General features: G+C 63.2%; 21 protein-coding genes and 1 pseudogene. 6 read left to right on the top strand and 16 right to left on the bottom strand.

Annotation, left to right across the window (positions count from 1 at the left end; translation table 11 throughout):
- Positions 1-42: 42 nt before the first annotated feature.
- Positions 43-1,011 (top strand): tripartite tricarboxylate transporter substrate binding protein BugD, encoded by a 969-nt coding sequence (locus V1294_RS20530; protein WP_334504739.1) that lies wholly within the window; start codon positions 43-45, stop codon positions 1,009-1,011.
- A gap of 73 nt (positions 1,012-1,084) precedes the next feature.
- Here V1294_RS20530 and V1294_RS20525 read toward each other — a convergent pair whose 3' ends face one another.
- From V1294_RS20525 to V1294_RS20510, 4 genes are all read right to left on the bottom strand, one after another.
- The gene (locus V1294_RS20525) at positions 1,085-1,639 is read right to left on the bottom strand and encodes a hypothetical protein (protein WP_334481001.1); all 555 of its coding nucleotides are present in this window, start codon (positions 1,637-1,639) and stop codon (positions 1,085-1,087) included.
- A 312-nt stretch (positions 1,640-1,951) separates the two neighbouring features.
- Complete coding sequence (locus V1294_RS20520) at positions 1,952-2,761, bottom strand: amidohydrolase family protein (RefSeq protein WP_334499678.1); 810 nt, start codon at positions 2,759-2,761, stop codon at positions 1,952-1,954.
- 44 nt (positions 2,762-2,805) lie between these two features.
- Complete coding sequence (locus tag V1294_RS20515; protein ID WP_334481005.1) at positions 2,806-5,931, bottom strand: efflux RND transporter permease subunit; 3,126 nt, start codon at positions 5,929-5,931, stop codon at positions 2,806-2,808.
- Positions 5,932-5,934: 3 nt separating this feature from the next.
- Positions 5,935-7,065, bottom strand: coding sequence for an efflux RND transporter periplasmic adaptor subunit (locus V1294_RS20510; RefSeq protein WP_334499677.1), 1,131 nt, complete (start codon positions 7,063-7,065; stop codon positions 5,935-5,937).
- 171 nt (positions 7,066-7,236) lie between these two features.
- Here V1294_RS20510 and xth point away from each other — a divergent pair, with 171 nt between their 5' ends.
- Positions 7,237-8,028, top strand: a complete 792-nt coding sequence (gene xth, locus V1294_RS20505; protein WP_334499674.1) for an exodeoxyribonuclease III — start codon at positions 7,237-7,239, stop codon at positions 8,026-8,028.
- Complete coding sequence (locus V1294_RS20500; protein ID WP_334499672.1) at positions 8,025-8,525, top strand: GNAT family N-acetyltransferase; 501 nt, start codon at positions 8,025-8,027, stop codon at positions 8,523-8,525. Before xth ends, V1294_RS20500 begins: the two co-directional genes overlap by 4 nt.
- A gap of 195 nt (positions 8,526-8,720) precedes the next feature.
- Here V1294_RS20500 and V1294_RS20495 read toward each other — a convergent pair whose 3' ends face one another.
- Positions 8,721-9,566 carry a tetratricopeptide repeat protein gene (locus V1294_RS20495; RefSeq protein ID WP_334499670.1) on the bottom strand — a complete coding sequence of 282 codons (846 nt, stop codon included), beginning with the start codon at positions 9,564-9,566 and terminating at the stop codon, positions 8,721-8,723.
- Positions 9,553-11,277 carry a dihydroxy-acid dehydratase gene (gene ilvD, locus V1294_RS20490; protein WP_108516012.1) on the bottom strand — a complete coding sequence of 575 codons (1,725 nt, stop codon included), beginning with the start codon at positions 11,275-11,277 and terminating at the stop codon, positions 9,553-9,555. The genes V1294_RS20495 and ilvD overlap by 14 nt, the downstream gene beginning before the upstream one ends.
- An 895-nt stretch (positions 11,278-12,172) precedes the next feature.
- Here ilvD and V1294_RS20485 point away from each other — a divergent pair.
- Positions 12,173-13,129, top strand: a complete 957-nt coding sequence (locus tag V1294_RS20485) for a calcium-binding protein (RefSeq protein WP_334499668.1) — start codon at positions 12,173-12,175, stop codon at positions 13,127-13,129.
- Positions 13,130-13,707: 578 nt separating this feature from the next.
- Positions 13,708-15,907, top strand: a pseudogene (locus tag V1294_RS20480) (transglycosylase SLT domain-containing protein).
- 56 nt (positions 15,908-15,963) lie between these two features.
- Here the strand turns inward: V1294_RS20480 and V1294_RS20475 are convergent.
- The 10 genes from V1294_RS20475 to V1294_RS20430 all read right to left on the bottom strand — a co-directional run bounded on the left by V1294_RS20475 (position 15,964) and on the right by V1294_RS20430 (position 25,511).
- Positions 15,964-16,128 (bottom strand): hypothetical protein, encoded by a 165-nt coding sequence (locus tag V1294_RS20475; RefSeq protein WP_247786312.1) that lies wholly within the window; start codon positions 16,126-16,128, stop codon positions 15,964-15,966.
- Between the two features lie 96 nt (positions 16,129-16,224).
- Complete coding sequence (locus V1294_RS20470; protein ID WP_334499665.1) at positions 16,225-17,193, bottom strand: tripartite tricarboxylate transporter substrate binding protein BugD; 969 nt, start codon at positions 17,191-17,193, stop codon at positions 16,225-16,227.
- 33 nt (positions 17,194-17,226) lie between these two features.
- Positions 17,227-18,468, bottom strand: a complete 1,242-nt coding sequence (locus V1294_RS20465; RefSeq protein WP_334499663.1) for a threonine synthase — start codon at positions 18,466-18,468, stop codon at positions 17,227-17,229.
- A gap of 47 nt (positions 18,469-18,515) precedes the next feature.
- Entirely contained in the window at positions 18,516-19,934 is a 1,419-nt protein-coding gene (lpdA, locus tag V1294_RS20460) for a dihydrolipoyl dehydrogenase (RefSeq protein ID WP_334499661.1), read from the bottom strand.
- Between the two features lie 129 nt (positions 19,935-20,063).
- Entirely contained in the window at positions 20,064-21,416 is a 1,353-nt protein-coding gene (locus V1294_RS20455; RefSeq protein WP_334499659.1) for a pyruvate dehydrogenase complex dihydrolipoamide acetyltransferase, read from the bottom strand.
- 2 nt (positions 21,417-21,418) lie between these two features.
- Positions 21,419-21,724: a DUF5076 domain-containing protein gene (locus V1294_RS20450; RefSeq protein ID WP_108516035.1), complete on the bottom strand. Its 306-nt coding sequence runs from the start codon at positions 21,722-21,724 to the stop codon at positions 21,419-21,421.
- 6 nt (positions 21,725-21,730) lie between these two features.
- Positions 21,731-23,125 carry a pyruvate dehydrogenase complex E1 component subunit beta gene (locus tag V1294_RS20445; RefSeq protein ID WP_334481023.1) on the bottom strand — a complete coding sequence of 465 codons (1,395 nt, stop codon included), beginning with the start codon at positions 23,123-23,125 and terminating at the stop codon, positions 21,731-21,733.
- Between the two features lie 101 nt (positions 23,126-23,226).
- On the bottom strand, positions 23,227-24,252 hold the full coding sequence (gene pdhA / locus V1294_RS20440) for a pyruvate dehydrogenase (acetyl-transferring) E1 component subunit alpha (RefSeq protein ID WP_334499657.1): 1,026 nt from the start codon (positions 24,250-24,252) through the stop codon (positions 23,227-23,229).
- 197 nt (positions 24,253-24,449) lie between these two features.
- Positions 24,450-24,767 carry an FtsB family cell division protein gene (locus V1294_RS20435; RefSeq protein ID WP_108516042.1) on the bottom strand — a complete coding sequence of 106 codons (318 nt, stop codon included), beginning with the start codon at positions 24,765-24,767 and terminating at the stop codon, positions 24,450-24,452.
- A gap of 192 nt (positions 24,768-24,959) precedes the next feature.
- Positions 24,960-25,511, bottom strand: a complete 552-nt coding sequence (locus V1294_RS20430) for an NADPH-dependent FMN reductase (RefSeq protein ID WP_334499655.1) — start codon at positions 25,509-25,511, stop codon at positions 24,960-24,962.
- A 276-nt stretch (positions 25,512-25,787) separates the two neighbouring features.
- Here V1294_RS20430 and V1294_RS20425 point away from each other — a divergent pair, with 276 nt between their 5' ends.
- Positions 25,788-26,903: a D-alanine--D-alanine ligase family protein gene (locus V1294_RS20425; protein ID WP_334504737.1), complete on the top strand. Its 1,116-nt coding sequence runs from the start codon at positions 25,788-25,790 to the stop codon at positions 26,901-26,903.
- The last annotated feature ends 89 nt before the right edge of the window (positions 26,904-26,992 follow it).

Raw genomic sequence — 26,992 nt, 5'->3', positions numbered from 1 at the left:
CGCAACAAATCACAACAAAGAATTTGGGAGGTGCAGATGCAAATGAGGAAGACGGCCGCTATCGCGCTCGCGTTCGCCATGGTCAGTTCTGCAAGCCAGGCGCAGAACTATCCGAGCCGGCCGATCACGCTGCTGGTCCCGTTCGCCGCCGGGGGCGCCACCGACACGGTGGCACGGGTGACCGCGCAGTCGATGTCGAAACTGCTCGGACAGACGATTGTGGTCGAGAACGCCACAGGCGCCGGCGGTACCATCGCGGCGACGCGGGCCTCGCGCGCCGAACCGGACGGCTACACGATCCTGATCCACCACATCGGCATCTCCACGGCGGCGACGCTCTATCGCAAGCTCGCCTACGACACCAAGACGGCGTTCGCGCCGATCGGCCTCGTCACCAACGCGCCGATGACGATCATCGGCCGTCCCGACCTGCCGCCCAACACGCTCGCCGAACTCGTCACCTACATCAAGGCCAATGGCGACAAGATGACCTTTGGCAACGCCGGCCTCGGCGCCGCATCGCATCTCTGCGGCTTGTTGTTCATGAACGCGATCGGCAAAGAAATTCTCACCGTGCCATACAAGGGCAATGCCCCCATCATGAACGATCTGATCGCCAAGCAGATCGACCTCTCCTGCGACCAGACCACCAACACCACGGGCCCGATCGCCTCGAAGCTGATCAAGGCCTATGCCATCACCACGAAGACGCGGCTGGCGTCGATGCCCGACCTTCCGGCTGCCGACGAGTCCGGCCTGAAAGGCTTTGAGCTCGGCGCGTGGCACGGCATCTATGCACCCAAGGGCACGCCCGACGACATCGTCCAAAAACTATCCAAGACACTGCAGGAAGCGCTGCGCGACCCCGATCTGGTGAAGCGGTTCAACGACATCAACACCGAGCCCGTGCCGCAGAACGAAGCGACGCCCGAAGCCCTGAAGGCGAAATTGATCAGCGAGGTCGATCGCTGGGCGCCGATCATCAAGGCGGCGGGCCAGTTCGCGGATTGAGCACTCATGCGCATGAGCAAAGCCGCGCCTCACGGCACTAAAGTGACGGCGGCGCGTCTGCGTGTAAGGCCTGCTACGTGCCGGGCGTTCTAACGACCAGTTTTATGTTGAAGAGATTGACGTCCTTGAACGGATTCGGCGCGCCTTCGATGGTGCCCGTGCCCTTAGCGTTCGCATAGGCACCCGTGCCCGAGAGGATCGTATATTCGCCGTTTGACCGGCCGTCTTTGACCGCGCCGGTGTAACGCGCCGTGATCGAGCCCTCCTCGAACGTGTAGGTGCTGTAGCCGTAGTAGGGTCCCGAGCCTTTGAGCAAGTCTGCGGAATGAACGAAATCTTTCACCCCGATACGGCCGTCCTTGAAGACGGTGACGCCAAAAAATTTGCCGGACAAGACCGTCTGTCCTTCGACGTTTGCTGCCTCCGTTACCTTGACATCGATAGGCTTGACGATGAGCTTGAACTCTAGCACCTGCTCTCCGGCTAGAGCGGTCGACGCCGCAATGGTCAGAGCTACGCTGGAAAGGAAAACGGCGAGAGACTTGCGCATGTGCTCCTCCTGCGTTTGCTGATGTGGAATGCTTGCCGTGCCTCGCCAGCGGCTGACGTTCCTGGGATTGTCCAGCATGCAGGCTCGGACACAATTATGGGTCTTGGCGACGGAAGAAAGGTTCAGCGCATGATCTCGTGATCTTCACCAGCCGGGGGCGGCCCCAAAAAGCAATTCCATGCCAATTCAATGGGCCCCAGGAAACCTCATGTGTTCTGCCATTTTCGGCGATGAAACGCGCCTTCACAGCGTGGGAACCGCCGCGCCCTCGGCTTCCCAAAGAACGTCGCTGTGCGTAAGATCACCTCGGAATTTCGCTTCGACGGGTATCGCCGGATGCGGGTTTTTGGCTGCGAGTTTGCGGATTGAGGCGACCTTCGCGCCTTGCGCTCAGCGCTCGCTGCCGAACAGCGCCTTCGCATTGCCATGCGCAATCTGCACCGCGATCTTTGGCGTTAGCTGCGCAAGCCACGCCCGGTACCCGGCCATGATGTCGCCGTAGCTCCCCCAGCGCTCGTTGATCCAGGTGTCGGAGCCGAGCAGGAAACGGTCCGGATAGCGCTCGAACAGCGCGCGCCATTCCGCCGTCAGCTTGCCGCTGCCGTCTACGATGCCGCCGCGGTAGGACAGTTCGCCCCACAGCTTTGGATATTTTGACAGCATTTCCGAAACGCGGTCGGTCGACAGGCCGAAGCCGGTATGGGCCCAGATGATGCGGGCGCGCGGGTTGTGGCGCATCAGGATTTCCACGGCGACATCATCGGCGTGGGCGTGCAGGTAAAGGTCGTGCTCAACAGCGAAATCGACAGTCTTCTTCACCCACTCGTTTTCGGCCGCCTTGCCCGAGATGTGGAATTCGCCGATGCCGCGGTAATAGCCGCGTTTGAATTCCTCCTGCACGAGGTCGAAAATGAAGGGATCGCCGAACCAGGTCTGGATGTCCGCGCGCACGCGGTAGGGCCTGATGAACGGGACGACCTGCAGGCCCTGGGGCTTGGCGTCCATCAGCGCATGCGTGCCGGTGTTCGGGCGGCTGGTCGCGAGGATGCCGGTGACGCGGTGTTTTTTGAACAGCGCCAGCACTTCATCGACGCTGTAATGGGGTTTTGGCTCCCAATTGTAGTGCATATGGGCGTCGAAGATTTCGATCGGCTCGTCGGCGCGGGCCGGGCCGACGATGAACGCCAGCGCGATTAGCATCGCGACGCCCCGCGCAGCCGACCGTATCACGCGCCCAAACGTCATCATTCGGCGGCGACCACGTGCGGGCGCTCGTCGCCCGCTTCTTCCAGTTGCGGTTCGAGCTTGCGCCGCAGGCGGCGGTCGATGCGGTCGAGATAGATGTAGACGACCGGCGTGATGTAGAGCGTCAGCAGTTGCGACAGGCAGAGACCGCCGACCACGGCGATGCCGAGCGGCTGCCGCAATTCAGCCCCGGCGCCGGCGCCGAGCGCGATCGGCAATGTGCCGAAGATCGCGGCAAATGTCGTCATCATGATCGGGCGGAAGCGCAGCAGCGCTGCCTCGCGAATGGCGTGCTCGGCGCTCAGGCCAACGCGGCGGCGCTCCAGCGCAAAATCCACCATCATGATGGCGTTCTTCTTGACGATGCCGACCAGCATCACGATGCCGATCATTGCAATGACAGACATTTCCATCCCGAACAGCATCAGGGTGAGGATCGCGCCGATGCCGGCCGACGGCAGGCCCGAGATGATGGTGATCGGGTGGATGAAGCTCTCGTAGAGAATGCCGAGGATGACGAAGGCGGCGAAAACAGCGGCGAGGATCAGGACACCCTGCCCGCGCAGCGAATCCTGGAACACCTGCGCGGTGCCGGAGAAGCCGGTGGCGATGGTCGCCGGGAGGTTCGAGGTCTGCTCGAGCTCGGTGATCTTGTCGACTGCGTACCCCAGCGAATTGCCGGGTGCGAGGTTGAAGGAGATCGTCACCGCCGGCTGTTGGGCCTGGTGGTTGATCTGCAGCGGACCGACCGTCGGAACCAGTTTTGCCACCGCCGACAGCGGTATGGTCTGGTTGTTCTGCGTCTTCATGTAGAGCTTGGAGAGATCCGACGGATCGACCCGGAACTGCGGCTGCACTTCCAGGATGATCTGGTAGTCATTCGACGGCATGTAGATGGTGCCGACCTGGCGCGAGCCATAGGCGTTGTAGAGTTGGTTACGCACCTGGTCGACGGTGATGCCGTAGACCGCGGCCTTTTCGCGGTCGATGTCGACCGTCATCTGCGGATTCTTGATGTAGAGGTCGGTGGTGACGTCGAGCAGACCGGGCAGCTTCTCGATCTTCTCGCGCATCTCAGGCGCCAGCCGGTACAGCGACTCGGTGTCGCCGCTCTGCATCACGTATTGATACTGGCTCTTGGAAATCCGGCCGCCGATATTGAGGTTCTGGATCGGCTGGAAGAACGCCTGCATGCCCGGGATATCGCGGGCCTTGAGTCGCAGCCGGCCGATGATCGTGTTGAGGTTGTCGCGCTCCTTCTTCGGCTTCAGCGCGATGAACAGACGTCCGTAATTCGCCGTCGCGTTGGGGCCGCCGGCGCCGACGGTGGAGTTGATATACTCGACCGCGGGGTCGGATCTCAGCACGCCGACCAGCGCTTGCTGCCGCTCCTTCATCGCCTCGAAGGAAGTATCGGTGGCGGCTTCGGTCACACCGATCAGGAAGCCGGTGTCCTCCTGCGGGAAGAAGCCCTTCGGCACGATCATGTAGAGGTAGACGGTGCCGCCCAGAGTGGCCAGCGTCACCATCAGCATCAGGAATTTCCGGGCCAGCACCCAGTCGAGCGTCCACTCATAGGCGCGCAGCCAGGATTCGAACATCGCCTCGAAGACGCGAAGCACGACATTCGGCCGCTTGGTCGCGTCATGGGCCCGCAGCACACGCGCGCACAGCATCGGCGTCAGGGTCAGCGACACGAAGCCAGACACGATGATCGCAACCGATACGGTGACGGCGAATTCACGGAACACGCGGCCGACGATACCGCCCATCAACAGCACCGGAATGAACACGGCGATCAGCGAGAACGTGATCGAGATGATGGTGAAACCGATCTCGCGGGCGCCCTTCAGCGCGGCCTCGAACGGCCGCATGCCATGCTCGATGTGGCGGACGATGTTCTCCAGCATGACGATGGCGTCGTCGACCACGAAGCCGACCGAAAGCGTCAGCGCCAGCAGCGTCATGTTGTTGATGGAATAGTCGAGCGCATACATCACCGCGCAGGTGCCGAACAGCGAAATTGGAACCGCCAGCGCCGGAATGAAGGTCGCCGACGCCGAGCGCAGGAACAGGAAGATCACCAGAATCACCAGGGCGATCGCGATCAGCAGCGTCTCCTCGACGTCGGCCACGGCCTGGCGGATGGAAATGGAGCGGTCCATCAGCACGTTGATCGACACCGATGGCGGGATCTGCGCCCGCAGCACCGGGAACTTGGCCAGAATGGAATCGACCACCGCCACGGTGTTGGCGTCCGGCTGCTTCTGAATACCCAGCACGATGGCGCGCTCGTCATTCAGCCAGCTCGCAATCCGCTCGTTCTCGACGCTGTCGTAGATCCGCGCGACCTCATCGAGCTTGACCGGGGAACCGTTGCGCCAGGCCACTACGATCTGGCGATAATCAATCGCCTTGTCCATCTGGCCCGAGGCCTGCAGCGCCACGTCCTGCTTCGGCCCGTTCAGCGTGCCAACGGGCGTCGAGGAATTGGCGCGGGACACCGCCGTCCTGATGTCCTCGAGCGACAACCCGCGGGCCGCAGCGGCCTCAGGGTCGGCCTGGACGCGAATGGCGAACTTCTGCGCGCCGTAGACACTGACCTGGGCGACGCCAGGAATCTGCGAGAGCGTCTGGCCGATGGTGATGTCGCCATATTCGTGGACCGCCGACAGCGGCAGCGTCGACGAATTGAGCACGACGAACAGAACAGGGAAATCGGCCGGGTTCACTTTGCGGAAGCTCGGCGGGATGATCATCTCGACCGGTAACCGGCGCTGCGCAATCGTCAGCGCAGTCTGCACGTCGAGCGCCGCGGCGTCGATGTTGCGGTTGAGATCGAACTGGATGGTGATGGTGCTGATGCCCTGCGACGAGTTCGACGACATCGAGGAGATGCCGGCAACCGTCGAGAGCTGGCGCTCGATGACGCCGGCGACCGAGGCCGCCATGGTGTCCGCGCTCGCGCCAGGCAGGGTCGCGGTGACGGCAATGGTCGGGAAATCGACCCGCGGCAGCGCCGAGACCGGCAGCAGGCGGAAGCCGAAAATGCCGAACGCGATGATCGACGCCGTGATCAGCGTCGTCATGACCGGCCGGCGGATACAGAGTTCGGAGAGCGTCATCGGTTACGCTCCGGCCTTTTTGGCCCGCGGCTCGATCCGCGTTCCGTCCGACAGCAGCAGCTGCCCGTCGACGACGACGCTTTCGCCGCCGGCGAGCCCTTCCGAGATCACCGACATGCCCTGCGCGGTGCGGTCGACCTTGACCGGCTGGACCTTGGCGGCACCGTCCTTGACCACGAAGACGAAATTGCCGCTCTGGCTGCGCTGCACGGCAACCGTCGGCACCACGATCGAATCCTCAGCTCGGATGATGAGCTTGGCCGCGACCAACGTCCCCGGCCACAAACTCTCGTTCTCATTGTTCATGATGCCGCGCACGGTGATCATGCCGGTGGCCATATCCACGGTGTTTTCGACCATCGCGACCTTGCCGGTCTCGGAGTGTTGGCGGCCCGGAATGGTCGCGGTGACGCCAGAGGCACCCTTGGCCATGGACTCGCGCAGATCCACCAGCACGCGCTGCGGAACCGCGAAGGTCACGTAAACCGGCGCCATCTGGTTGATGACCGCAAGCGGAGTGGTATCGGCCGGGCGCACGAAATTGCCGACCTTCACATTGGCGACGCTGATGCGCCCCGCGAACGGCGCGCGGATCGTGGTGTAGCTTTTCTGGACCTTCAGATTGTCGAGCGCAGCCTGATTGGCCTTGATGGAGCCGGCCAGGATGTCGGACTGCGTTTTAGCGTTGTCGACATTGACCTGCGTAGTCGCGCCCTTGCCGACGAGATCGGTGAAGCGGCGGAGGTCGCGCTGGGCGCCCTCGAGCTGCGCATGGTCCCTGGCCAGCACGCCCTCGGCTTGTTCGATCTGGGCGTCGATCTGGCGGCTGTCGAGCGTGAACAGCAGATCGCCTTCGCTGACCTTGGCGCCGTCCTCGAAGTGCACCGCGACGATGGTGGTTTCCAGCCGCGACTTCAACGCCACGCTGGAGATCGGTGTCACCATGCCGATCGCGTCGACGTCGACGGGCATGGCTTTGCGCTCCGCCTTAGCCAGCTCGACGGATACCATCCGCGGCCGCTGCGGGCCCTGGGCGTTGCTGCTGCCGCCCATCCAGGAGGAGCGGGTGATGAAACCCGCCGCGGCAGCGATGCCGACCGCGCCGGCAAGAAGTATCAAGGTACGTTTTTTCATATTTTTTCACGCCCGCCAGTCCTAAAGGACGGGACGGTTCTCTCCTGCCCCTTGACGGCAATGATTGCGCCTTATTTCTAAACGGTTACCACAGCCGTGCTGCACATGGTATCTTGATGCACATGGTATGCCACTGCCAGAAAATGTGTAGTTACAATCCCGAGCCATTTCATGCGCATTGCAACCTGGAACGTCAATTCGATCCGGCAGCGGGTCGACCATCTCCTGACCTGGCTCAGGGAGACCTCGCCGGACATCGTCTGCCTGCAGGAAATCAAATGCATCGACGAGGCGTTCCCGCGGCTGGAGATCGAGTCGCTCGGCTATAACGTCGTCACCCACGGCCAGAAGACCTTCAACGGCGTCGCGCTCCTGTCGAAGCTGCCGTTCGACGAGACCAAATCGGGCCTGGCTGGCGACGACGAGGACGCCCATGCCCGGTTCCTCGAAGGCGTGGTGACGCTGAAGACCGGCGTGATGCGGATCGCCTGCCTCTATCTGCCCAACGGAAACCCGCCGGATACGGACAAATATCCCTATAAACTCAAATGGATGTCGCGACTTCTTGAGTACTCGAAGGAGCGGCTTAAGGCGGAAGAACCGCTGGTGCTCGCAGGCGACTTCAACGTCATTCCGGCCGCTCGCGACGTTTATAACCCGGCCGCTTGGGGCAACGATGCGCTGTTCCGTCCCCAAACCCGGGAGGCCTTCCAGTCCCTCCTCGGCCTCGGGCTGACGGACGCGCTGCGCGCGGTGACCGACGAGCCAAACCTCTACACCTTCTGGGACTATCAGGCGGGCGCCTGGCAGAAGAACTGGGGCCTTCGAATCGACCATCTCCTGCTGTCGCCACAGGCCAGCGACCGCCTGACCAATGTCGGCGTGGACAGCTACGTGCGCGCCTGGGAGAAGCCGTCCGACCACGTGCCGGTGTGGGCGGATTTCGACCTGGAGACGGCTTGAGCGGGACAGGCGCGGCAATGGTGGCGATTCGGGATGCGGCGCCCGTAGACGCCGTCGCGGCCTGCCATGTCCTGAGAGAATCGATCTCCCGCTTATGCGTTGCCGATCACCGCAACGATCCGGCGATCCTGAATGCGTGGCTGGCCAACAAGACGCCGGATATCGTGGCCGCATGGGCACGACAACCTGGAAACTCGCTCCTGCTCGCCGTCGAGGGCGATGCGATCCTCGGGGTGGGATCCGTGACGGACGCAGGTGAGATCACGCTGAACTACGTGGCGCCCGGTGCACGATTTCGCGGCGTCAGCCGTGCCTTGCTCAGCGCGCTCGAAGCCAGAGCGGTGGAGCGCGGCACCAGCCGCTGCGCGCTCACAAGCACCAAGACGGCGCATCGCTTCTATCAGTCGGCCGGTTATGTTGACGACGGAGTGCCGACAGGCAAATTCGGCACGAACGCCGGCTATCCGATGTCCAGGCGGATTGTCGCTTCGCGGTAGCTGGGCAAATCACGCCAGTTTGTAGGTTGGGCAAAGCCACCGGGTCGCGCGAATGCGGGCCCAGTGACGAGCGCAACTGCGCTCGCACAGTGATGACAGGCTCCGCGTGCCCAGCACTCAGATCGATCGGGAAAGGAAGATGGTGGGCACGGCGCAAGAACGCCTTTGCCCACCCTACAAATCGGCTAGCGCCGCTCAGTCCCGCTTGCCCTGCACCCAGTGCTCGAGCATCTGCAGTGCCGTGGCACGGTCGTCGTCGGAGGCCTTGGCGAAAGCGCGGTTGTAGCTTTCGCGGATCCAGCTCTCGTCGGGGGCCGCATTGTCGCGCGCCAGCGTCAGCCACATCAGGCCACGGGCCGCCTGCCGCGGCAGCCGGTCGCCGTTGAACAGCATCTGGCCGAGCATCGCCTGCGCCTGATGCTGGCCCTTCTGGGCGGCCAGACCAAGCCAGCGCGCGCCGTAGCGGAAATCGTCCCGCGAGGCGTCCGGCGTCTTCAGGTAAAGCCGCGCCAGATCGTACTGCGCGTCGGCGTTGCCGAAATAGGACGCGGCATAGGAGAACATCTCCCGTGCGCGATCGGTATCGGGCTTGACCTTGGAATTCGGGATGCCGTTGAGGTAGTAGCGCCCCAGCGCCACGAAGGCGTTGGCGACGATCGTCGCCTGCGGCGCCGACGGGCTGTCCTCGGCATGCGCGTTGGCGATGCGGCTGAAATATTCGAAGGCGCGCAGATCGTCCTGGATGACGCCATTGCCATCGGCATACATCCGGCCGAGCTTCCACTGCGCGACGGGATGGCCACCCTCGGCCGCGTATTGCAGCGAAGTCAGCGAGGACGCGGCAACCGCAGTCGCCGGCGGCGCTGCGGGCGGGACCTTCTTCAGGGCCTGGGCCGTGACGGCTTGCGCGGCGGCGGGCTGGCTCCCCATGGGCAGCGTGGCGTCCGGCTTCACCGGCGCGCCATCAAATGCGAATCCAGGAGCCGCCACCGGCGTGGCCCCCAGCATCAACGCAAGAATGATACGCCTAGATGTCCGCATAACACTGTTTCTCGTGCGCACCGCCAGGATGGGTCACAGCCCCATCCACCGCCGGCCCAACCTGTTGGGCATATTTCCACAGCGCACCCGACGTGTGGTTAGTCTGTCGAGGCGCCCATTTGGTTTTACGTTCGGCGAGTTCGGCGTCGGTCAATTTTACGTTAAGGATTCCGACCTCGGCGTCGATCTCGATAATGTCACCATTTTGCAACAGGGCGATCGGACCGCCCACGGCCGCCTCCGGCCCGACATGGCCGATGCAGAACCCGCGGGTGGCGCCGGAGAAGCGGCCGTCTGTGATCAGGGCGACCTTGCCGCCCATGCCCTGCCCGGTCAGCGCCGCCGTGGTCGAGAGCATCTCCCGCATGCCGGGACCGCCGCGCGGCCCCTCGTAGCGGATCACGATGACCTCGCCTTCCTTGTAGGTCCGCTTCTGGACCGACTCGAAGGCGTCCTCTTCGCGATCGAAGCAACGGGCAGGACCGGTAAATTTCAGCTTCGACATACCCGCGACCTTCACGATCGCACCCTCCGGCGCGAGATTACCCTTCAACCCGACAACGCCGCCCGTGACGGTGATCGGGTTGTCGGCGGACCGCACCACATCCTGGTGCGGATTCCACTTCACGCTTTTGAGGTTTTCGGCGATCGTACGGCCTGTGACGGTGATGCAATCTCCGTGGAGGTGGCCATTGTCGAGCAGCGTTTTCATCAGAAGCGGTATGCCGCCAACCTCGAACATGTCTTTGGCAACATAACGGCCCCCTGGCTTCAAATCCGCGACATACGGTGTCTTTTTGAAGATTTCGGCGACGTCGAATAAGTCAAACTTAATGCCGCACTCATGCGCAATGGCCGGCAGGTGCAGCGCAGCATTGGTCGATCCGCCGGAGGCCGCAACCACGGCGGCGGCATTCTCCAGCGAGCGGCGGGTGACAATGTCGCGCGGCCGGATATTGGCTGCGATCAGCTCCAGAACCTTCTCGCCGGCGGCCGAGCAAAACGCGTCGCGAATTTCGTAGGGCGCTGGCGCCCCAGCCGAATACGGCAGGGCCAGACCGATCGCCTCGGATACCGTCGCCATGGTGTTGGCGGTGAATTGTGCACCGCACGCCCCTGCCGAGGGGCAGGCCACCCGCTCGATTTCGTCGAGGTCAGCATCCGACATTTCGCCGACTGAATGCTTGCCGACGGCCTCGAACATGTCCTGCACTGTGACCTGCTGGCCACGGAAATTGCCCGGCAGAATCGATCCGCCATAAATGAAGATCGAGGGCACGTTGAGCCGGACCATTGCCATCATCATGCCCGGCAGCGATTTGTCGCAGCCGGCAAGCCCGACCAGGGCGTCATAGGCATGGCCGCGGACGGTCAGTTCGACCGAGTCTGCGATGCATTCGCGGGACGGCAGCGACGAGCGCATGCCGTCATGGCCCATGGCGATCCCGTCGGTCACGGTGATGGTGCAGAATTCGCGCGGGGTGCCGCCGGCGGCCGCGACGCCCTTCTTGACCGCCTGCGCCTGGCGCATCAACGAGATATTGCAGGGCGCGGCCTCGTTCCAGCAGGACGCGACGCCGACGAAAGGCTGGTGGATCTGCTGGGTGGTCAGCCCCATCGCGTAGAGATAGGACCGATGGGGCGCGCGCTCCGGCCCCTCCGTCACGTGACGGCTCGGCAACCTCTTCTTGATGTCGGTTTTGGCGTCCATCCGCGAAACCTGTTTTCCCCAGCCATCTCGTGTCGGTCTCGGGAGCAATTTCCCGTCGCCTTCACCGGTGCTGAGGCCAATCAGCTATGAAAGAAATGGTTTCATGGAGGGGTGTGGCCAAAAAGCGGCGCAAGCAAGAGGCGGGCGGGGTGGTTAACCAAATGTTCGCTTACTGTTGCGGTCACGCAACAATCGTGGCCCGGCGGCAACCTTTATTTGGCTTTATCGAAGCCGCCCCCGCCGCCCGCTTCGACTGGCCTCCATTGCGAGCGCCGGTCACAACCTGAGGGCGATCGATGGAGAAGTTTCTCCAACGCGAGATTCGCGCACGTCATCGCGCGGCCAAACCGAATTTGCGACAACCCACGCGCCGCCGAGAATCGCAAGATGCGATTTGGAATCGCAAGATGCGATTCGAATCACATCCCTGCAGCAGCCGATCGTGAGAATCGCGATTGCGCCCACTGAAAATTACAACGCCTGACATCAATCGTGTTCGAAGGGGATCGCGTCATTTTTGTGCGGCCGGCACTTTTTGCGCCAGCTTTCGCCACGTGACGACGCGGCCTATGACACGCGCGGTCAGTGGACTTATCGTTCAGACGCAAGACATAACAACGTCGTGCGCGATTTGTCGCAGAGGTTTTGATTGCTGGCGGAAGCGACCGCTGCGCTGAAGACGGATCGCAGGGATGCCTTTCGCGTCACCATATTGCCCCTACCCTGCGCAAATCCGCCGCGTGCAGGTCCAGTCACGGGCCCGTTTTGCTGTTCTTCCTTCGATGCGGGTGAGGAGTCACGCCTCACGTCTTGCCCGCGCGCATCACTTCACGATTCCCAAAATCCGTGGTGGTCGTTTGTAGTTCGTGAGGCCTCTGAGTAAGAGGTTTGAATAATGGCACGCTTCAATCTGAACGGCTTCCTCGACAACAGCCGCTTCGAGGATTTCTTCGCTAGGTTCGGCGGCGGCAGCTCCGACCATGATCATCTGAACGGGACAACCGGCAACAACACCTTGTCCGGGGGTGCCAAGGAAGACACGCTCGCAGGCATGGCCGGCAACGACACGCTCAATGGCGGCTCCGGCGCTGACAAGGTGTGGGGCGGCTCGGGCAATGACAACCTCTCGGGCGGCTCCGGCGCCGATCTTCTGGTCGGCGGCTTCGGCGCCGACCGGATGGATGGCGGCACCGGCAACGACGTGTTGCTCAGCCGATCGGATGCCGGCGAGATGGTCGCGGCACAGGACGGCACGACGCAGATCTTCGCTGAAGAAACCGCCGCGTTCAAGGCGGTCAACGACACCCTCACCGGCGGCGCCGGCGGCGATACCTTCCGCTTCGAAGGTATGGTGAACGCCAAGGACGAGATTGTCGCAAAGCACGTCAATGCCGACGGCACCATCGACTGGGTTGGCGTGACCGGCGAGAACGGCGCCACTCACGATCACTGGGTCGACGGCTTCGGTAACGACGTGATCCGCGACTTCAATCGCGCCCAAGGCGACAAGATCGAAATCTCGGCGCACACCGCCGAGGTCAAGTCGATCGAGCACAAGGACAGCAACGGCGACGGCAAGAACGACTACAGCGTGATCACCGTCATCAGCCAGCAAGGCAACGCCGGCGCCCATGACGAGGATCTGCTCGGCACCATCACCGTCTACGGCAACCTGGTGAAGCAAAGCGACATTAACGTTACTCAGACGGTATATGGCGCCTACGAGAAGGTGGGCGAACTCAACGGCGCGCACTTCGAACTGGAGGACGACGGCGTGCTGGCCGGTGGCGGCACCGACGGCGGCCACCATAACGAAGCGACGGCGATGGCCAACATGGCCATGTACGGTTAAGCCGAAAACAACAAGACACGATCACGGACGAGGGCCGCCTCCCGGTCCTTGTCCTCCAGCGTCCGGTGTCGGTTCAATCATCACCGGGCGCTGGACTGCGTGGATGGGTCCCACTGCTCGCGCGCCGCTGGGCATCGATCGCGTAGCCGCAAGAGCGCAGCGATATGCGGGAAACTTCGAAAATCCCGGATGTCGCGGAGCCTGCCATCACCGTGCGAGCGCAGGTGCGCTCGTCACTGGGCGCGCATTCGCGCGACCCGTCGTCCGGCGCACGATAGCGACATTCGCTTCTCCACGTGCGCATAGCGGCTAATCCGCCGCTTCGTCCGCGGTCGAAGCGATGCCACGCGCCGCTATCTGGCGTAAGCCTTGGAATTCCTTATTGGCACCGCGGCGTTACGCCGGGAACTGTTGGGTTCCATTCCCATTCGCCTCATTTTGCACGCGTTTGTTGCCTTGAAGTGACAATTGCAGATCTTGGGTTGTGGCATCTTTCGAACAGGTCAAGGCCACAAGCATCGTGCGATCTCTTGGCTTTGACGGCGTTTGTGACGTGGGTTTCGCAGGGGGACCATGGAATGAACCGGTGCTTACGCTCGCTGTCTTGTTTTTTCACGGTAGCTGGGCTCGCCCTCTTCTCGACGGATGCGACCGCGCGGGCCAGCCATAAGCCACACACCCAGAAGGCGCACGAAGCGACCAGGAAGTCGCACGTGAAGGAGGCTCATCCTCATCGCAGCGCTGCGTCCGGGAAACGCCGGCACGCCAAACACGCTTCCGCACAACGCAAGCCGAAGCCGTCGAAGGCTTCGCCTGCTCCCAGCGAGGCCATAGCTCCGCTGACGGGCGATCTTGCGCTGGTGAAGGAAGCCATCGATCTCGCGCGCAAGGCAAAGACCGAAGAGGCGACGGCCATAAGGAACAGGATCGCGGACCCGGCGGCGCAGAAGCTCGTCGAGTGGTTCATCCTGCGCCACCCGGCGACGACCGCGACTTTCAGCCGCTACGCGGCGTTCATCGCCGCCAAACCGGAATGGCCGAGCACCGCGTTGCTGCGCCGGCGCGCAGAGGCGCGGCTGTGGGAGCAGCGCAGCGATGCGGCGACGGTCCGCGGCTTCATTGGCGATCGACCCACAAGTGCCAAGGGCAAGTTGGCGCTGGCGCGCGTGCTGCTCGCAGAGGGTGATCGGGACGGCGCGGCTCGGCTGGCCCGCGACGCATGGCGATCGGACGAATTGTCGGAGCCCCTGGAGGCCGCAGTGTTCGAGACGTTCCGCGATTTTCTCGATCGCGACGACCACCGTGCGCGCATGGACAGGCGCATCGGCGCCAAGGACCTCGCCGGCGCGAAGCGCGCCGCGAAGCGCCTCGGCGACGACGAGCTTGCGATTGTGAAGGCCTGTGCCGCGGTCAGGGGAAAAGCGGACAAGGCGCTGGATGCGCTCGACGATGTCCCAGCCGAGGCACGGCAGGATCTCGGCTACACCCTTTGCCGCATCCAGTGGATGCTCGCTCAAAACCGCATTGACGATGCGGCCCGCCTGATGCTGGCCGCGGCACCCGAGACCATGGCGCTGCAGGACACCGATCAATGGTGGCGCGAGCGGCGCATGCTCGCCCGCAAGCTGCTTGATCAGGACAAGTTCCAGACCGCCTACGATGTGGTCCGTCCCGCCGCTGAGCCGGCCAATGAATATTACCGCGCCGACGTCCACTTCATGTGCGGCTGGATCGCCTTGCGCTATCTCGACGATCCCGCCACCGCCGCCCGGCATTTCGCCCACATCGATGAGGGACAGGCCAATCCGATCGTGCTGGCACGGGCCAACTACTGGCGCGGACGCGCGGCCGAAGCCCTTGGCCAGGCGGATGCGATGCGTGCGAGCTATGAAGCGGCCGCCCGCTACCCGACCGCCTATTACGGCCAGCTCGCGCGCGCCAGGCTTGGCCGCGGCCAGATCGAACTGCGCGCGCCCTCGCCCGTTCCTCGCGTCCGCCGATGCTTCGGCCACGGACGAACGCGTGCGCGCCGCCGACATGCTCTACGAGATCGGCGAACGCGATGTCGTGCTCTATTTTGCCGCCGATCTCGGCGAACAAAGCTCTGATGTTGCTCTGCTCGAAGCGCTCGGCGAACTCACCGGCCGCCGCAACGACGCCCGCGCGATGCTGCAGGTCGGAAAGCCCTCGCTCGGCCGCGGACTGCCGCTCGACCATTATGCCTTTCCCACCATCGGCATTCCGCCGCACCGCCAGCTCGCCCCCGAAATCGAGCACAGCATGATTTATTCGGTGGCGCGCACGGAGAGCGCGTTCGACCAGCGCGACAAGTCTGTGGCGGATGCGGTCGGCCTGATGCAGGTGACGCCGGAAGCGGGACGCGATACCGCCAAGCGCTTTGGCATCAGCTATGACTGGGACCGCATGGTTTCCGACCCGGTCTACAACACGCAAATGGGCGCCGCCGAACTGAGCGCGCTGCTGAGCGAATACAAGGGCAATCACATCATGACCTTTGCCGGCTACAACGCCGGCCGGGGCCGGGTGCGGGACTGGGTCAAGGCCCATGGCGATCCGCGTGACCCCACGGTCGACGCGGTCGACTGGGTCGAGCGGATTCCGTTTTCCGAAACGCGAAACTACGTCCAGCGCGTGATTGAGAATTTGGCGGTCTACCGCGTGCGGTTTGACAACGACCCCGCGGTGACGTCGAAGGTCGACCAGCGCGTCGTGACGCAGGAGGTGAATGCGGCGCCGCTGCCGGCCGCCGGCCGGTGAAGTTGTGACGGGGCAACCACGATTGGTCGCCGCACACTCACCGATCCATCTTCACGCTATTTCTTTCCGGGCGCGACCGGCGCAAGGTCAGCATCGTTGGTCACTTCTTTAACCCCGCCCAATTGCCCGCCGGTGAGAATGAATGCCGCGGCAGCCACTGCGATGATTCCGCCGAGAATGAGCCCGATTGTGCCCTTCCGTCGGTTGTCATTGTCAGCCATTGTGCGCTCCGTATACGTGTAAGAGCGCTAACGTCCGTGCTAACGGTAGGTTCCCGGTCCCCGGTCTTGCACATTCGTCCGCGTGCGCATCCGGGGCTAGTCCACCTTGACGTTGGCGGCCTTGATCATCGGCCACCATTTTTTGATCTCGGTCTTCTGCCAGGCGCCGAGCGCTTCGGGCGTGAGCTTGTCCTTCGGCGGCATCTGCAGACCGAGGTTTTCGAGCTGCTTGCGCACGGCCGGATCATTCAGGGCGTCAACTGCCGCGACATTCAGCTTTGCGACGACGTCCTTTGGCGTGCCCTTGGGCACCCAAAGGCCGGACCACAGCGTCATGTGGAATCCGGGCAACCCCGCCTCGTCGACGGTCGGAATGTCGGAGGCGGATTCCACGCGCTTGCTGTCGGTGATCGCATAGGCGCGGATGTTGCCGGCGCGCACCTGCCCGATCGAGTTCGAAGTCTGGTCGACGATCAAATCGATCTGGCCGGCGACGAGATCGTTCATTGCGGGGCCGGTGCCGCGATATGGCACGTATTGCAGTTTGACGCCGGCGACGTTCTCGAAATAGAGCCCGGCGATGTGGCTTCCGGAGCCCGCGCCCGCGGTACCGGCCGTCGGCGGCGCTGGCTGCGCCTTCAGCCAAGCGATGAATTCCTTCAGCGATTTCGCCGGGACCGCGTTCTTGCTGACGATGATCATCGGGTTGCTCGGCAGCAACGCGACCGGTTCGAGATCGGTGACGAGATCGTAGCCGAGCTTGTAGATCGCGCCGTTGGCAACGTGGGTGCCGAGATGGCCGAAACTGATCGCGTAACCGTCAGGCGGCGAGCGTACCGCACGGCCGACCCCAACCGATCCGCCCGCCCCTGTCACGTTCTCGACCAGGACCTGCTCGCCGAGCGTGGCCTTCATGCGCTCGGCGAGAATCCGCGCCATCGCATCCGACGGGCCGCCGGCGGAGAACGGCACAATGATGGTGATGGGACGCGATGGAAAGGTTTGCGCGGCCGCGGCGCCACCGAATGCCAACACTGCAATCGCGGCCAGAATGATCTTTCGCATCTCATGCTCCCATCACATCCCGCCGCGCGACAGTCAGAGCTTTGCGTAGTCGATCGGCTTGTGTCGATCGAGCGTACGCGTGACCGGCGGCAGCGGATATTTAAGCCCTGTCGCGCAATTGAACAGCATGACACGATCGTTTTTCGTCACGCGGCCGTCGGCAAGGCTTTGCTGGTAAGCAGCATACGTCGCCGCCCCTTCCGGACACAACAGCAGGCCTTCCTCGCGCGCCACTTCGTTGAGCGCAGCAGAAATCTTCTCATCCGGGACCGCAATCGCAAATCCCTTGCTCTCACGGACCGCGCGCAGGATAAGAAAATCTCCGACCGCCTGCGGCACGCGAATGCCTGATGCAATGGTGTGGGCATCTTCCCAGCGCGGCGCGTGCTCGGTGCCGTTCTCGAAGGCGCGCACCATCGGCGCGCAGCCCGACGCCTGCACCGCCACCATCCGCGGCCGCTTCGCGCCGATGAAGCCGATCGCCTCCAGCTCGGCAAAAGCCTTCCACATGCCGATCAAACCAGTACCGCCGCCGGTCGGATAGAAGATCACGTCGGGCACCTCCCAGCCGAGCTGTTCGGCGAGCTCCAGACCCATCGTCTTCTTGCCTTCGATCCGGTACGGCTCCTTCAGCGTCGAGGTATCGAACCAGCCGGCCTTTGCTTTGCCCTCGCCGACGATCTTGCCGCAATCATCGATCAGGCCGTTGACACGGTAGACGGTGGCGCCCTGCAGCTCGATCTCGCTGACGTTCACTTCCGGCGTATCGGCCGGGCAGAAGATCGTGGTCTTGATGCCGCAGGAGGTCGCATAGGCCGCCAGCGCCGCGCCGGCATTGCCGTTGGTCGGCATCGCCATGTGCCTGATGCCGAGCGCCTTGCCCATCGACACCGCCATCACCAGGCCGCGGGCCTTGAACGAGCCGGTGGGAAGGCGCCCCTCATCCTTGACGATGATCTCGCAGCCACCGAGCTTCTTTGCAAGCTTCGGCAGACGAATGAGCGGCGTCATGACTTCGCCGAGGCTGACGATGTCAGAAACTTTTCGGACCGGCAGCAGCTCGCGGTAGCGCCACATATCGGCGGGGCGCTCTGCAAGCGCGTCCTTGCTCAGCGCCGTCTTCACGCCCGCAAGGTCATAGCGCACCAGGAGCGGCTTGCCGGCCTTGGACAGGTTATGAATCTGGTCGGCGGCATAGTGATCGCCCTCCATCGCGCATTCGAGATGGGTCACGAACGTCGGACGTTCGATGGTCAGATTGTCATTGTCTTTCACGGATTGCTCTTTCGTTTCTTGTTGGGCGCGACCGGTGGGATCACGCCTTACATGTTCAGCACGCGTCCATAAGCGTCCAGCACGGCTTCCTTCATCATCTCCGACAGCGTCGGATGCGGGAATACCGTGTGCATCAGCTCTTCTTCCGTCGTCTCCAGGTTCATGGCGACCACGTAGCCCTGGATAAGCTCGGTCACTTCGGCGCCGATCATGTGCGCGCCGAGCAGTTGCCCGGTCTTCTTGTCGAAGATCACCTTGATCAGGCCCTGATCCTCACCGAGCGCGATTGCCTTGCCGTTGCCGACGAAGGGGAAGCGGCCGACGCGGATTTCGCGGCCGCCCTCTTTCGCTCTCTCTTCAGTCAGGCCGACGGAAGCAATCTGCGGGTGGCAATAGGTGCAGCCCGGAATGAGGTTCTTGTCCATGGCATGCGGATGAAGGCCCTTGATCGCCTCGACGCAGACCACGCCTTCATGCTCGGCCTTGTGCGCCAGCATCGGCGGCCCCGCGACGTCGCCGATGGCGTAAATGCCGGGCACGTTGGTCTTGCCGTAGCCGTCGATCGCGACGCAGCCGCGATCGGTCTTGACGCCGAGCTTCTCCAGCCCAAGGCCTTCGATGTTGCCGACCACGCCGACCGCAGAAATCACGCGCTCGAACTCGACCGTTTGGGGCTTCTTGCCGTCGTCGATGGTGGCGACGACACTGTCGGCCTTCTTCTCCAGTTTTGTGACCTTGGTGTTGCTGAGGATTTTGATCCCCTGCTTCTCAAACCGTTTGCGGGCGAGGCCGGCGATCTCGTCGTCCTCGACGGGGAGGATCTGCGGCAGCACCTCGACCACGGTGACGTCGGCGCCCATGGTGTGGAAGAACGAGGCGAACTCGATGCCGATCGCGCCGGAGCCGACCACCAGCAGCGATTTCGGCATCCGCTCCGGCACCATCGCCTCGAAATAGGTCCAGACCAGCTTCTTGTCGGGCTCGAGCCCGGGCAGCACGCGCGGCCGCGCGCCGGTGGCAAGGATGATGTGCTTGGCCTGATAGGCGCCCTCGCCCAGCGCGCCCTTCGGCGCCTCGACGGCCGATTTCTTTACCGTGACCTTGCCCGGCGCATCGATCGACGCATCGCCCCAGATCACCGTGACCTTGTTCTTCTTCATCAGGAAGCCGACGCCGTCATTGAGGCGTTTTGAAACGCCCCGCGAGCGCGCCACGACGGCCTTCGGATCGAACGAGACTTTTTCGGCGGACAGCCCGTAATCCTTGGCGTGCTGCATGTAGTGGTAGATCTCGGCCGAGCGTAAGAGCGCCTTGGTCGGAATGCAGCCCCAGTTCAGGCAGATGCCGCCGAGATAGGATTTCTCGATGATCGCGGTCTTGAAGCCGAGCTGCGCCGCGCGGATCGCGGTGACGTAGCCGCCGGGACCGGAGCCGATGATGATGACGTCGAAGGATGTGTCGGCCATTGGCTACTCGCTCGTTTTCATCGTGCGACCATCACGTTTCTCCAGTCATTGCGAGGAGCCCTTGCGACGAAGCAATCCACATTGTCGCGAGTAAGATGGATTGCTTCGCTGCACTCGCAATGACGGCTATCACACCATCATCATCACGGGATTTTCGATCAGCTGCTTGAAGGCGCCGATCAGCTCCGCCCCGAGCGCGCCGTCGATGGCGCGGTGATCGCAGGACAGCGTGACGCTCATCATCTGCGCGATCTCGATCTTGCCATCGCGCACCACGGGACGCTCCTCGCTGGTGCCGACGGCGAGGATCGTCGCATGCGGCGGGTTGATCACGGCGGTGAAGTGGTTGATGCCGTACATGCCGAGGTTCGACACCGCCGTGGTGCCGCCCTGATATTCTTCCGGCTTCAGCTTGCGCGCCCGCGCGCGCGCCGCATAATCCTTCATCTCGGCCGAAATCGCCGACAGCGTCTTGGTTTCGGCCTTGCGGATGATCGGCGTGATCAGGCCGCCCGGCATGGCGACCGCCACGCCGATGTCGGAATGCTTGTGCTTGAGCATGCCGCCTTCGGTCCAGCTCACATTGCAGTTCGGAATTTTTTGCAGCGCGACCGCCATCGCCTTGATGACGAAATCGTTGACCGAGAGCTTGTAGAGCGGCTTCTTTTCCTTGTCCTTGGGTGCGGCGGCGTTGATCTCCTCGCGCGCGACCAGGAGCTTGCCGATGTCGCAGTCCATCGTCAGGTAGAACACCGGCACGGTCTGCACCGAGGCGGTGAGGCGCTGCGCGATGGTGCGGCGCATGCCGTCATGCGGCACCACCTCGTAGGAGCCTTCCTCGAACAAAGCCAGGATCTGCTTGTCCGACATCCCGGGCGCGAGGCCCGGACCCGCCGCAGGCGCGGCGGCCGGGGCCTTCAGGCCCTTGCCCGATTTCGCGCCCTCGACGTCGCGGGCGACGACGCGGCCATGCGGGCCGGAGCCGTTGATGCGCGAAAGGTCAATGCCGGCGTCCTTGGCGAGACGGCGGGCGAGCGGCGACGAGAAGATGCGCGCGTGACCATTGCCTTGCGAAGCGGAGGCCGCCGCCTGCGGCGCCGCAGCCTGCGTCGGCCCGGTTGCCGCGGGTTTTGGCGCGGGCGCGGCGGCAGCTGCCGGCGCCGGTTTTGCGGCGGGCGCTTCGGCGGCCTTTGGTGCCGGCGCGGCCCCTGCTCCGGCGCTTGCCGCCTTCACGTCCTCGCCGTCACCGGCCAGGACCGCGATGATATCGTTGACCGGAACGTCCTGGGTACCTTCAGGCACCAGGATCTTCGCAATCGTACCCTCGTCGACCGCCTCGACTTCCATCGTCGCCTTGTCGGTCTCGATCTCCGCGATCACGTCGCCGGACTTGACCTTGTCGCCCTCTTTCTTGAGCCACTTGGCAAGGTTGCCCTTTTCCATCGTGGGCGACAGCGCGGGCATCAAAATGTTGATCGGCATTGTCAGTGACCCTGTTGCGACCGGGGCATGGTTGAGCCCATATCGGTCGGCCGGTTGATTTCGGCTTCGAACATGTCGACGATACGCGTCAGCGCCTCGTCTTCGGTGTAGCCGCTCTCGCGGGCATAGGCGCGGGCAGCGTGGCGCGCGATATCGACCAGAAGCATGCCCCACATGTCAGGCTCCTCGAATGCGCGCTGGAACGCGATCGAGAGCCCGCCGTCGACCACGAAGGCGCGCAGCACTTCGACGGCATCCTCGCGACCGATGACGTCGGGCGGCAACGGCTGTTCGTTGGGACCGGCCATATCGACCTACCGATAGGCAACGGCTTTGGCGGCCGCGACCACCTCGGCCACGTTGGGCAATGCGAGCTTCTCGAGGTTGGCCGCATAAGGCATCGGCACGTCCTTGCCGGATACGCGCGCCACCGGCGCGTCGAGATAGTCGAAGGCGTGCTCCATGATGCGGGCGGCGATCTCGGCGCCGACGCCGGACTGCTGCCAGCCTTCTTCCACCGTCACCGCGCGGCCGGTCTTCTTCACGGATGCAACGATGGTCTCGGTATCCATCGGGCGCAGCGTCCGCAGGTCGATCACCTCGGCCTCGATGCCTTCCTTGGCGAGTTCGTCGGCGGCCTTCAGCGCGTAGGTCATGCCGTTCGACCACGAGATCAGCGTCACGTCCTTGCCGGACCGCACGATCCGCGCCTTGCCGATCGGGATCACGTAATCGTCGAGCTTCGGTACCTCGCCGGTGTGGCCGTACAAAACCTCGTTCTCAAGGAAGATGACCGGGTTGGGATCGCGGATCGCGGCTTTCAAGAGGCCCTTGTAGTCGGCGGCCGAGAACGGCGCGATCACCTTCAACCCCGGAATCTGTGAGTACCAGGCCGAGTAATCCTGGCTGTGCTGGGCGGCGACGCGGGCGGCGGCGCCGTTCGGGCCGCGGAACACGATCGAACAGCCCATCTGGCCGCCCGACATGTACAGCGTCTTGGCCGCGGAGTTGATAATCTGGTCGATCGCCTGCATGGCGAAGTTGAAGGTCATGAATTCGACGATCGGCTTCAGCCCCGACATCGCAGCACCGACGCCGACGCCGGCAAAGCCGTGCTCGGTGATCGGGGTATCGATGACGCGCCGCGCGCCGAACTCCTGCAGCAGGCCCTGCGTGACCTTGTAGGCGCCCTGATATTCCGCGACCTCTTCGCCCATCACGAACACATCGGCGTCGCGCCGCATCTCCTCGGCCATCGCATCGCGCAGCGCTTCGCGGATGGTCTGGGTGATCATCTCGGTGCCGGCAGGGACTTCCGGATCGGGTTCGGCGACGGCGGCCGGCGGCGCCTTTGCCTCGGCCTTCGGCTGGGGCGCCTCCGCCTTCGCTTCGGCTGATGGTGCTGATTCCGCGGCCTTGGCCGCTGGCGCGGGTGCGGCCGCCTTGCCGAGATCGGCGGCGCTCTCGCCGTCGGACAGAATAGTCGCGATCGGCGTATTGACTGCGACGTCGGCGGTGCCTTCGGGGATCAATATCCTGCCGAGCGTGCCCTCATCGGTCGCCTCGACTTCCATCGTCGCCTTGTCGGTTTCGATCTCGGCGATGACATCGCCCGACTTGATCGTCTCGCCTTCCTTCTTCAGCCACTTCGCAAGGTTGCCCTTTTCCATGGTGGGCGACAGCGCAGGCATCAGCACTTGAATGGGCATATCGGCTCCCGAAATCACTCGTCAGTTGGTTCTGCGCTGGTTTGGTTTGCACGTCGCCAGAGTCGCAGAACCGGTCCCACTTTTGCGGAATATTGGTTGAACTACCTGTAGATGTCGGTCCAGAGCTCGGAAGGATCGGGCTCGGGATCGCGCTGGGCGAAATCCGCCGCGGCGTTGACGATCTCGCGCACCTCGGCGTCGATGGCCTTCAATTCCTGCTCGCTGACCTTGGCGGCCAGGAGACGATTGCGAACCTGCTCGATCGGATCCTGATCGGTGCGGATCTTCTCGACCTCTTCGCGGGTCCGGTATTTGGCCGGATCGGACATCGAGTGGCCGCGGTAGCGGTAGGTCTGCATTTCCAGGATGAACGGCCCCTTGCCGGCGCGGCACCAGGCGACCGCCTCGTCGCCCGCCGCCTTGACGGCGCGGACGTCCATGCCGTCGACCTGCTGGCCCGGAATGTTGAAGGAGGCACCGCGCTTGGAAAAATCGGTCAGGGCCGAGGAGCGCGTCACCGACGTGCCCATGGCGTAGCGGTTGTTCTCGATCACGTAGATCACCGGAAGCTTCCACAGCTCCGCCATGTTGAAGCTCTCGTAGACCTGGCCCTGATTGGACGCGCCGTCGCCGAAATAGGCGATGCTGACGAAATCATTGCCGCGGTAGCGGTTGGCAAAGGCGAGACCCGTCCCGAGCGAAACCTGGGCGCCGACGATGCCGTGGCCGCCGAAGAAATTCTTCTCCATGCTGAACATGTGCATGGAGCCGCCCTTGCCCTTGGAATAGCCGCCGCGACGTCCGGTGAGTTCGGCCATTACGCCATTGGCGTCCATCCCGCAGGCCAGCATGTGGCCATGGTCACGGTACCCGGTTATGACCTGGTCGCCCTGCTTCAGGGCCATCTGCATGCCGACCACGACCGCTTCCTGGCCGATATAGAGATGGCAGAAGCCGCCGATCGCACCCATGCCGTAGAGCTGGCCGGCCTTTTCCTCGAAGCGGCGGATCAGGAGCATGTCCCGCAGCGCGGCCAGCTCCTGCGCCTTGGTGAATTCCGGTGGGGACCCGTTTGCCTTCTCCTGCTCTGTTTCCTTCGCGACGACGCTTTTCTTGGGTGCAGCCATGGCAATTCCGGGTGAGAGAGACGGATCAGCCCTCTCTAACCCAACTCAAACCGGCGTGAAAGGATTGCCTGCGCTGGAGAAAATATTGCTATACCGCACTGCAGCGCAGCGAGACATTTTCGAAATCGATTTGGCGATTTTTTGAAATTTGCGGACACGCGCCGGCATGAGACCGCGTTCGTGAAGCGGTTTGAAAATCAGTTCGGCTTGATGGTCCGGACCAGATCGCGCGGGTTGGCGTAGTCGAGCTGGAAGCGTGCGCGCTCGTCCAGCATATCAGGGTCGACCCGGTCGGACCGCAGCAGCGACACCCGCTGCTCGCCCTGCGCCCGCTCCCGCTTCAGCCGCGCCAGTTCCGAGGTCAGCGCGATGATCTCCTGATCGAGTTCCTGGCGCGCGTTCAGCCCGTATTTGCCGGTATAGGCGTTGACGCCGAAATAGCCGACCATCAGCGCCGCCATCGTGTAGAGGGCGAGGCCGGTCAGGATGGATTTCAGGCGCGTGCGGGAGACCATGCGCCAAGATGCGACGGCCGGGTTAATGGAATCCTAAGACGGCGAGCGTGAGCGTGGGCATGAATGGCGCCCCGTCATTGCCTGCGACAAACGCGAAGCGTTTGCGCAAGGGAGCGAAGCGACGAAGCAACCCATCTTGCTCGCGGCAAGATGGATTGCTTCGCTTCGCTCGCAATGACGCCGAGAGCGCAGTTACTTATTCTGATTCTCGATGAACGCCGCAAAGGCGGCGAGATATTGCTGCAGCACTTTCTGCACGGCTTCCTTGGTGAGCTGGCCCTTGTCGTCAAAGGCGTCGCCGACGCCATTGAGATAGATCTCGGGCTGGCCGAGGATCGGCCCGGCAATGCCGGGCAGGATGTTCTGCAAATGCTTGGTCGCGCTGACGCCGCCGAGCGCGCCGGGCGAGTTGCTGACAATGCCGACCGGCTTGCCGAGGAACGAGCTCTTGCCATATGGGCGCGAAGCGACGTCGATGGCGTTCTTCAACACGCCGGGGATCGAGCGGTTGTATTCGGGCGTGATGAACAGCACGCCGTTCGACTTCTGCAGCTTTTCGCGGAACGCCAGCCAGTCGGCCGGGGGATTGGCTTCCAGGTCCTGGTTGAAGAAGGAGATGCCTTCGAGCGTCGTCACGTCGAGCTTCAGCGATGCCGGCGCCAGTTTTGCGAGCGCATTGGCGATCTTGAGCGAAAAACTCTCCTTGCGGAGGCTGCCGACGATGGTGACGATGGTGTGGGACATGGATTTTCCTTGTGAAGCTGGACGCCTGCCCCTCACCTAACGATATCGCCAGATAGATGCAAGCGCATGAACTGCGCAATTTTGGAAACGCATCGTTTTTGAAACTCGCCGAGGGATTTGGGTCCGGGGCGGACACGGACAAGGCCGTGCTGGGCCAGAAGCTGAGATGTCCCGACGCGCGGCCCCGTCCGCTTCGGCGCCAAATTGCGGACGTGTTCGTTTGACTATATGCAAGCAGAACGCGGCATCTTCGGCCGACCAAAGAGAAGCGAAACGATGGCAGAACGCAAAACGAGGGTCGCCATCCTGTTCGGCGGGCGCTCCGCGGAGCACGACGTATCCAGGGCGTCCGCAGCGAACGTGCTTCGCTTCCTCGACCCCAACCGGTATGACGTCACGCTGATCGGCATCGCCCGGGATGGCCGCTGGATTGTCGCCGACGCGGGCAATGGCGCCGGCATCGGCGCTGTTGCGCTGGCCATTCCGGACGATGGACCGCAGCTGACCCTGTTGCCGGGCGGACATGGCCGTACACTGGTTCTTGAGCGGAATACGGCAGGGATTCGGGAATTGCCGGCGTTCGATCTCTTCTTCCCGGTCTTGCACGGCCCCAACGGCGAGGATGGCACGGTTCAGGGCGCACTCGAACTGTGCGACGTGGCCTACGTAGGCTCGCGTGTGATGGGATCGGCCGCATCGATGGACAAGGATGTCGCAAAACGGCTGATGCGCGATGCGGGCTTGCCGGTCGTGCCCTATGTCGCCATGTCGGCCATGTCACCGCTCACGTATGACGACGCGGTCGGCGCCGTTGGCTCGCCGGAGGTCTTCGTCAAGCCGGCCAACATGGGTTCGTCGGTCGGCGTATCGAAGGCTCGAACCGCGCAAGAGTTCGAAGCTTGCTGCGGGTTGGCGTTTCGCTTCGACAGGAAGATATTGATTGAGCGATGTGTCGCCCCGGTGCGGGAAATCGAGTGCTCCGTGCTTGAAGATGCGAATGGCAATATCCGTGCGTCGCAACTCGGAGAGATCGTACCTGCCGACAAGCACGGTTTCTATTCTTACGATGCGAAGTACCTCGACGATGATGGCGCCGCTCTCCGGGTTCCGGCCGATGTGCCCCCTCCGGTGGCCGACCGCATCAGGGAATTCGCAATCAAGACGTTCCGCGTGCTGGGCTGTGAAGGAATGGCGCGCGTCGATTTCTTTCTCAACGGCGAGCAGGTGTTCGTGAACGAAGCCAATACCCTTCCCGGCTTCACCAATATCAGCATGTACCCGCGGCTATGGGAGGCCAGCGGGTTATCACAATCCGACCTTATGGATGTGCTGATCGGCCATGCACTGGAACGTCACAAGGGCTCCAGGAACCTGGCTTTCCAGCGCGAGTAGAACAAGCACTCCGCCTCGCTCTTGCCGACCAGATCAATGGGCCGCCGAAGAGCCGCAGCCGCGGCCCTTTGGGGGCATGAACGTCAGAT

The organism is Bradyrhizobium sp. AZCC 1678 (genome assembly GCF_036924765.1).
Classification (GTDB): domain Bacteria; phylum Pseudomonadota; class Alphaproteobacteria; order Rhizobiales; family Xanthobacteraceae; genus Bradyrhizobium; species Bradyrhizobium algeriense.
This window is presented reverse-complemented; position numbering and strand designations above follow the sequence as displayed.

What these genes read in the sequence shown, in the direction of transcription:
- V1294_RS20530 (WP_334504739.1), top strand. Translation starts at nt 43, where the DNA reads ATGAGGAAGACGGCCGCTATCGCGCTCGCGTTCGCCATGGTCAGTTCT.
- V1294_RS20525 (WP_334481001.1), bottom strand. Translation starts at nt 1,639, where the DNA reads ATGCTGGACAATCCCAGGAACGTCAGCCGCTGGCGAGGCACGGCAAGC.
- V1294_RS20520 (WP_334499678.1), bottom strand. Translation starts at nt 2,761, where the DNA reads ATGCTAATCGCGCTGGCGTTCATCGTCGGCCCGGCCCGCGCCGACGAG.
- V1294_RS20515 (WP_334481005.1), bottom strand. Translation starts at nt 5,931, where the DNA reads ATGACGCTCTCCGAACTCTGTATCCGCCGGCCGGTCATGACGACGCTG.
- V1294_RS20510 (WP_334499677.1), bottom strand. Translation starts at nt 7,065, where the DNA reads ATGAAAAAACGTACCTTGATACTTCTTGCCGGCGCGGTCGGCATCGCT.
- xth (WP_334499674.1), top strand. Translation starts at nt 7,237, where the DNA reads ATGCGCATTGCAACCTGGAACGTCAATTCGATCCGGCAGCGGGTCGAC.
- V1294_RS20495 (WP_334499670.1), bottom strand. Translation starts at nt 9,566, where the DNA reads ATGCGGACATCTAGGCGTATCATTCTTGCGTTGATGCTGGGGGCCACG.
- ilvD (WP_108516012.1), bottom strand. Translation starts at nt 11,277, where the DNA reads ATGGACGCCAAAACCGACATCAAGAAGAGGTTGCCGAGCCGTCACGTG.
- V1294_RS20485 (WP_334499668.1), top strand. Translation starts at nt 12,173, where the DNA reads ATGGCACGCTTCAATCTGAACGGCTTCCTCGACAACAGCCGCTTCGAG.
- V1294_RS20475 (WP_247786312.1), bottom strand. Translation starts at nt 16,128, where the DNA reads ATGGCTGACAATGACAACCGACGGAAGGGCACAATCGGGCTCATTCTC.
- V1294_RS20470 (WP_334499665.1), bottom strand. Translation starts at nt 17,193, where the DNA reads ATGCGAAAGATCATTCTGGCCGCGATTGCAGTGTTGGCATTCGGTGGC.
- lpdA (WP_334499661.1), bottom strand. Translation starts at nt 19,934, where the DNA reads ATGGCCGACACATCCTTCGACGTCATCATCATCGGCTCCGGTCCCGGC.
- V1294_RS20455 (WP_334499659.1), bottom strand. Translation starts at nt 21,416, where the DNA reads ATGCCGATCAACATTTTGATGCCCGCGCTGTCGCCCACGATGGAAAAG.
- V1294_RS20450 (WP_108516035.1), bottom strand. Translation starts at nt 21,724, where the DNA reads ATGGCCGGTCCCAACGAACAGCCGTTGCCGCCCGACGTCATCGGTCGC.
- V1294_RS20445 (WP_334481023.1), bottom strand. Translation starts at nt 23,125, where the DNA reads ATGCCCATTCAAGTGCTGATGCCTGCGCTGTCGCCCACCATGGAAAAG.
- pdhA (WP_334499657.1), bottom strand. Translation starts at nt 24,252, where the DNA reads ATGGCTGCACCCAAGAAAAGCGTCGTCGCGAAGGAAACAGAGCAGGAG.
- V1294_RS20435 (WP_108516042.1), bottom strand. Translation starts at nt 24,767, where the DNA reads ATGGTCTCCCGCACGCGCCTGAAATCCATCCTGACCGGCCTCGCCCTC.
- V1294_RS20430 (WP_334499655.1), bottom strand. Translation starts at nt 25,511, where the DNA reads ATGTCCCACACCATCGTCACCATCGTCGGCAGCCTCCGCAAGGAGAGT.
- V1294_RS20425 (WP_334504737.1), top strand. Translation starts at nt 25,788, where the DNA reads ATGGCAGAACGCAAAACGAGGGTCGCCATCCTGTTCGGCGGGCGCTCC.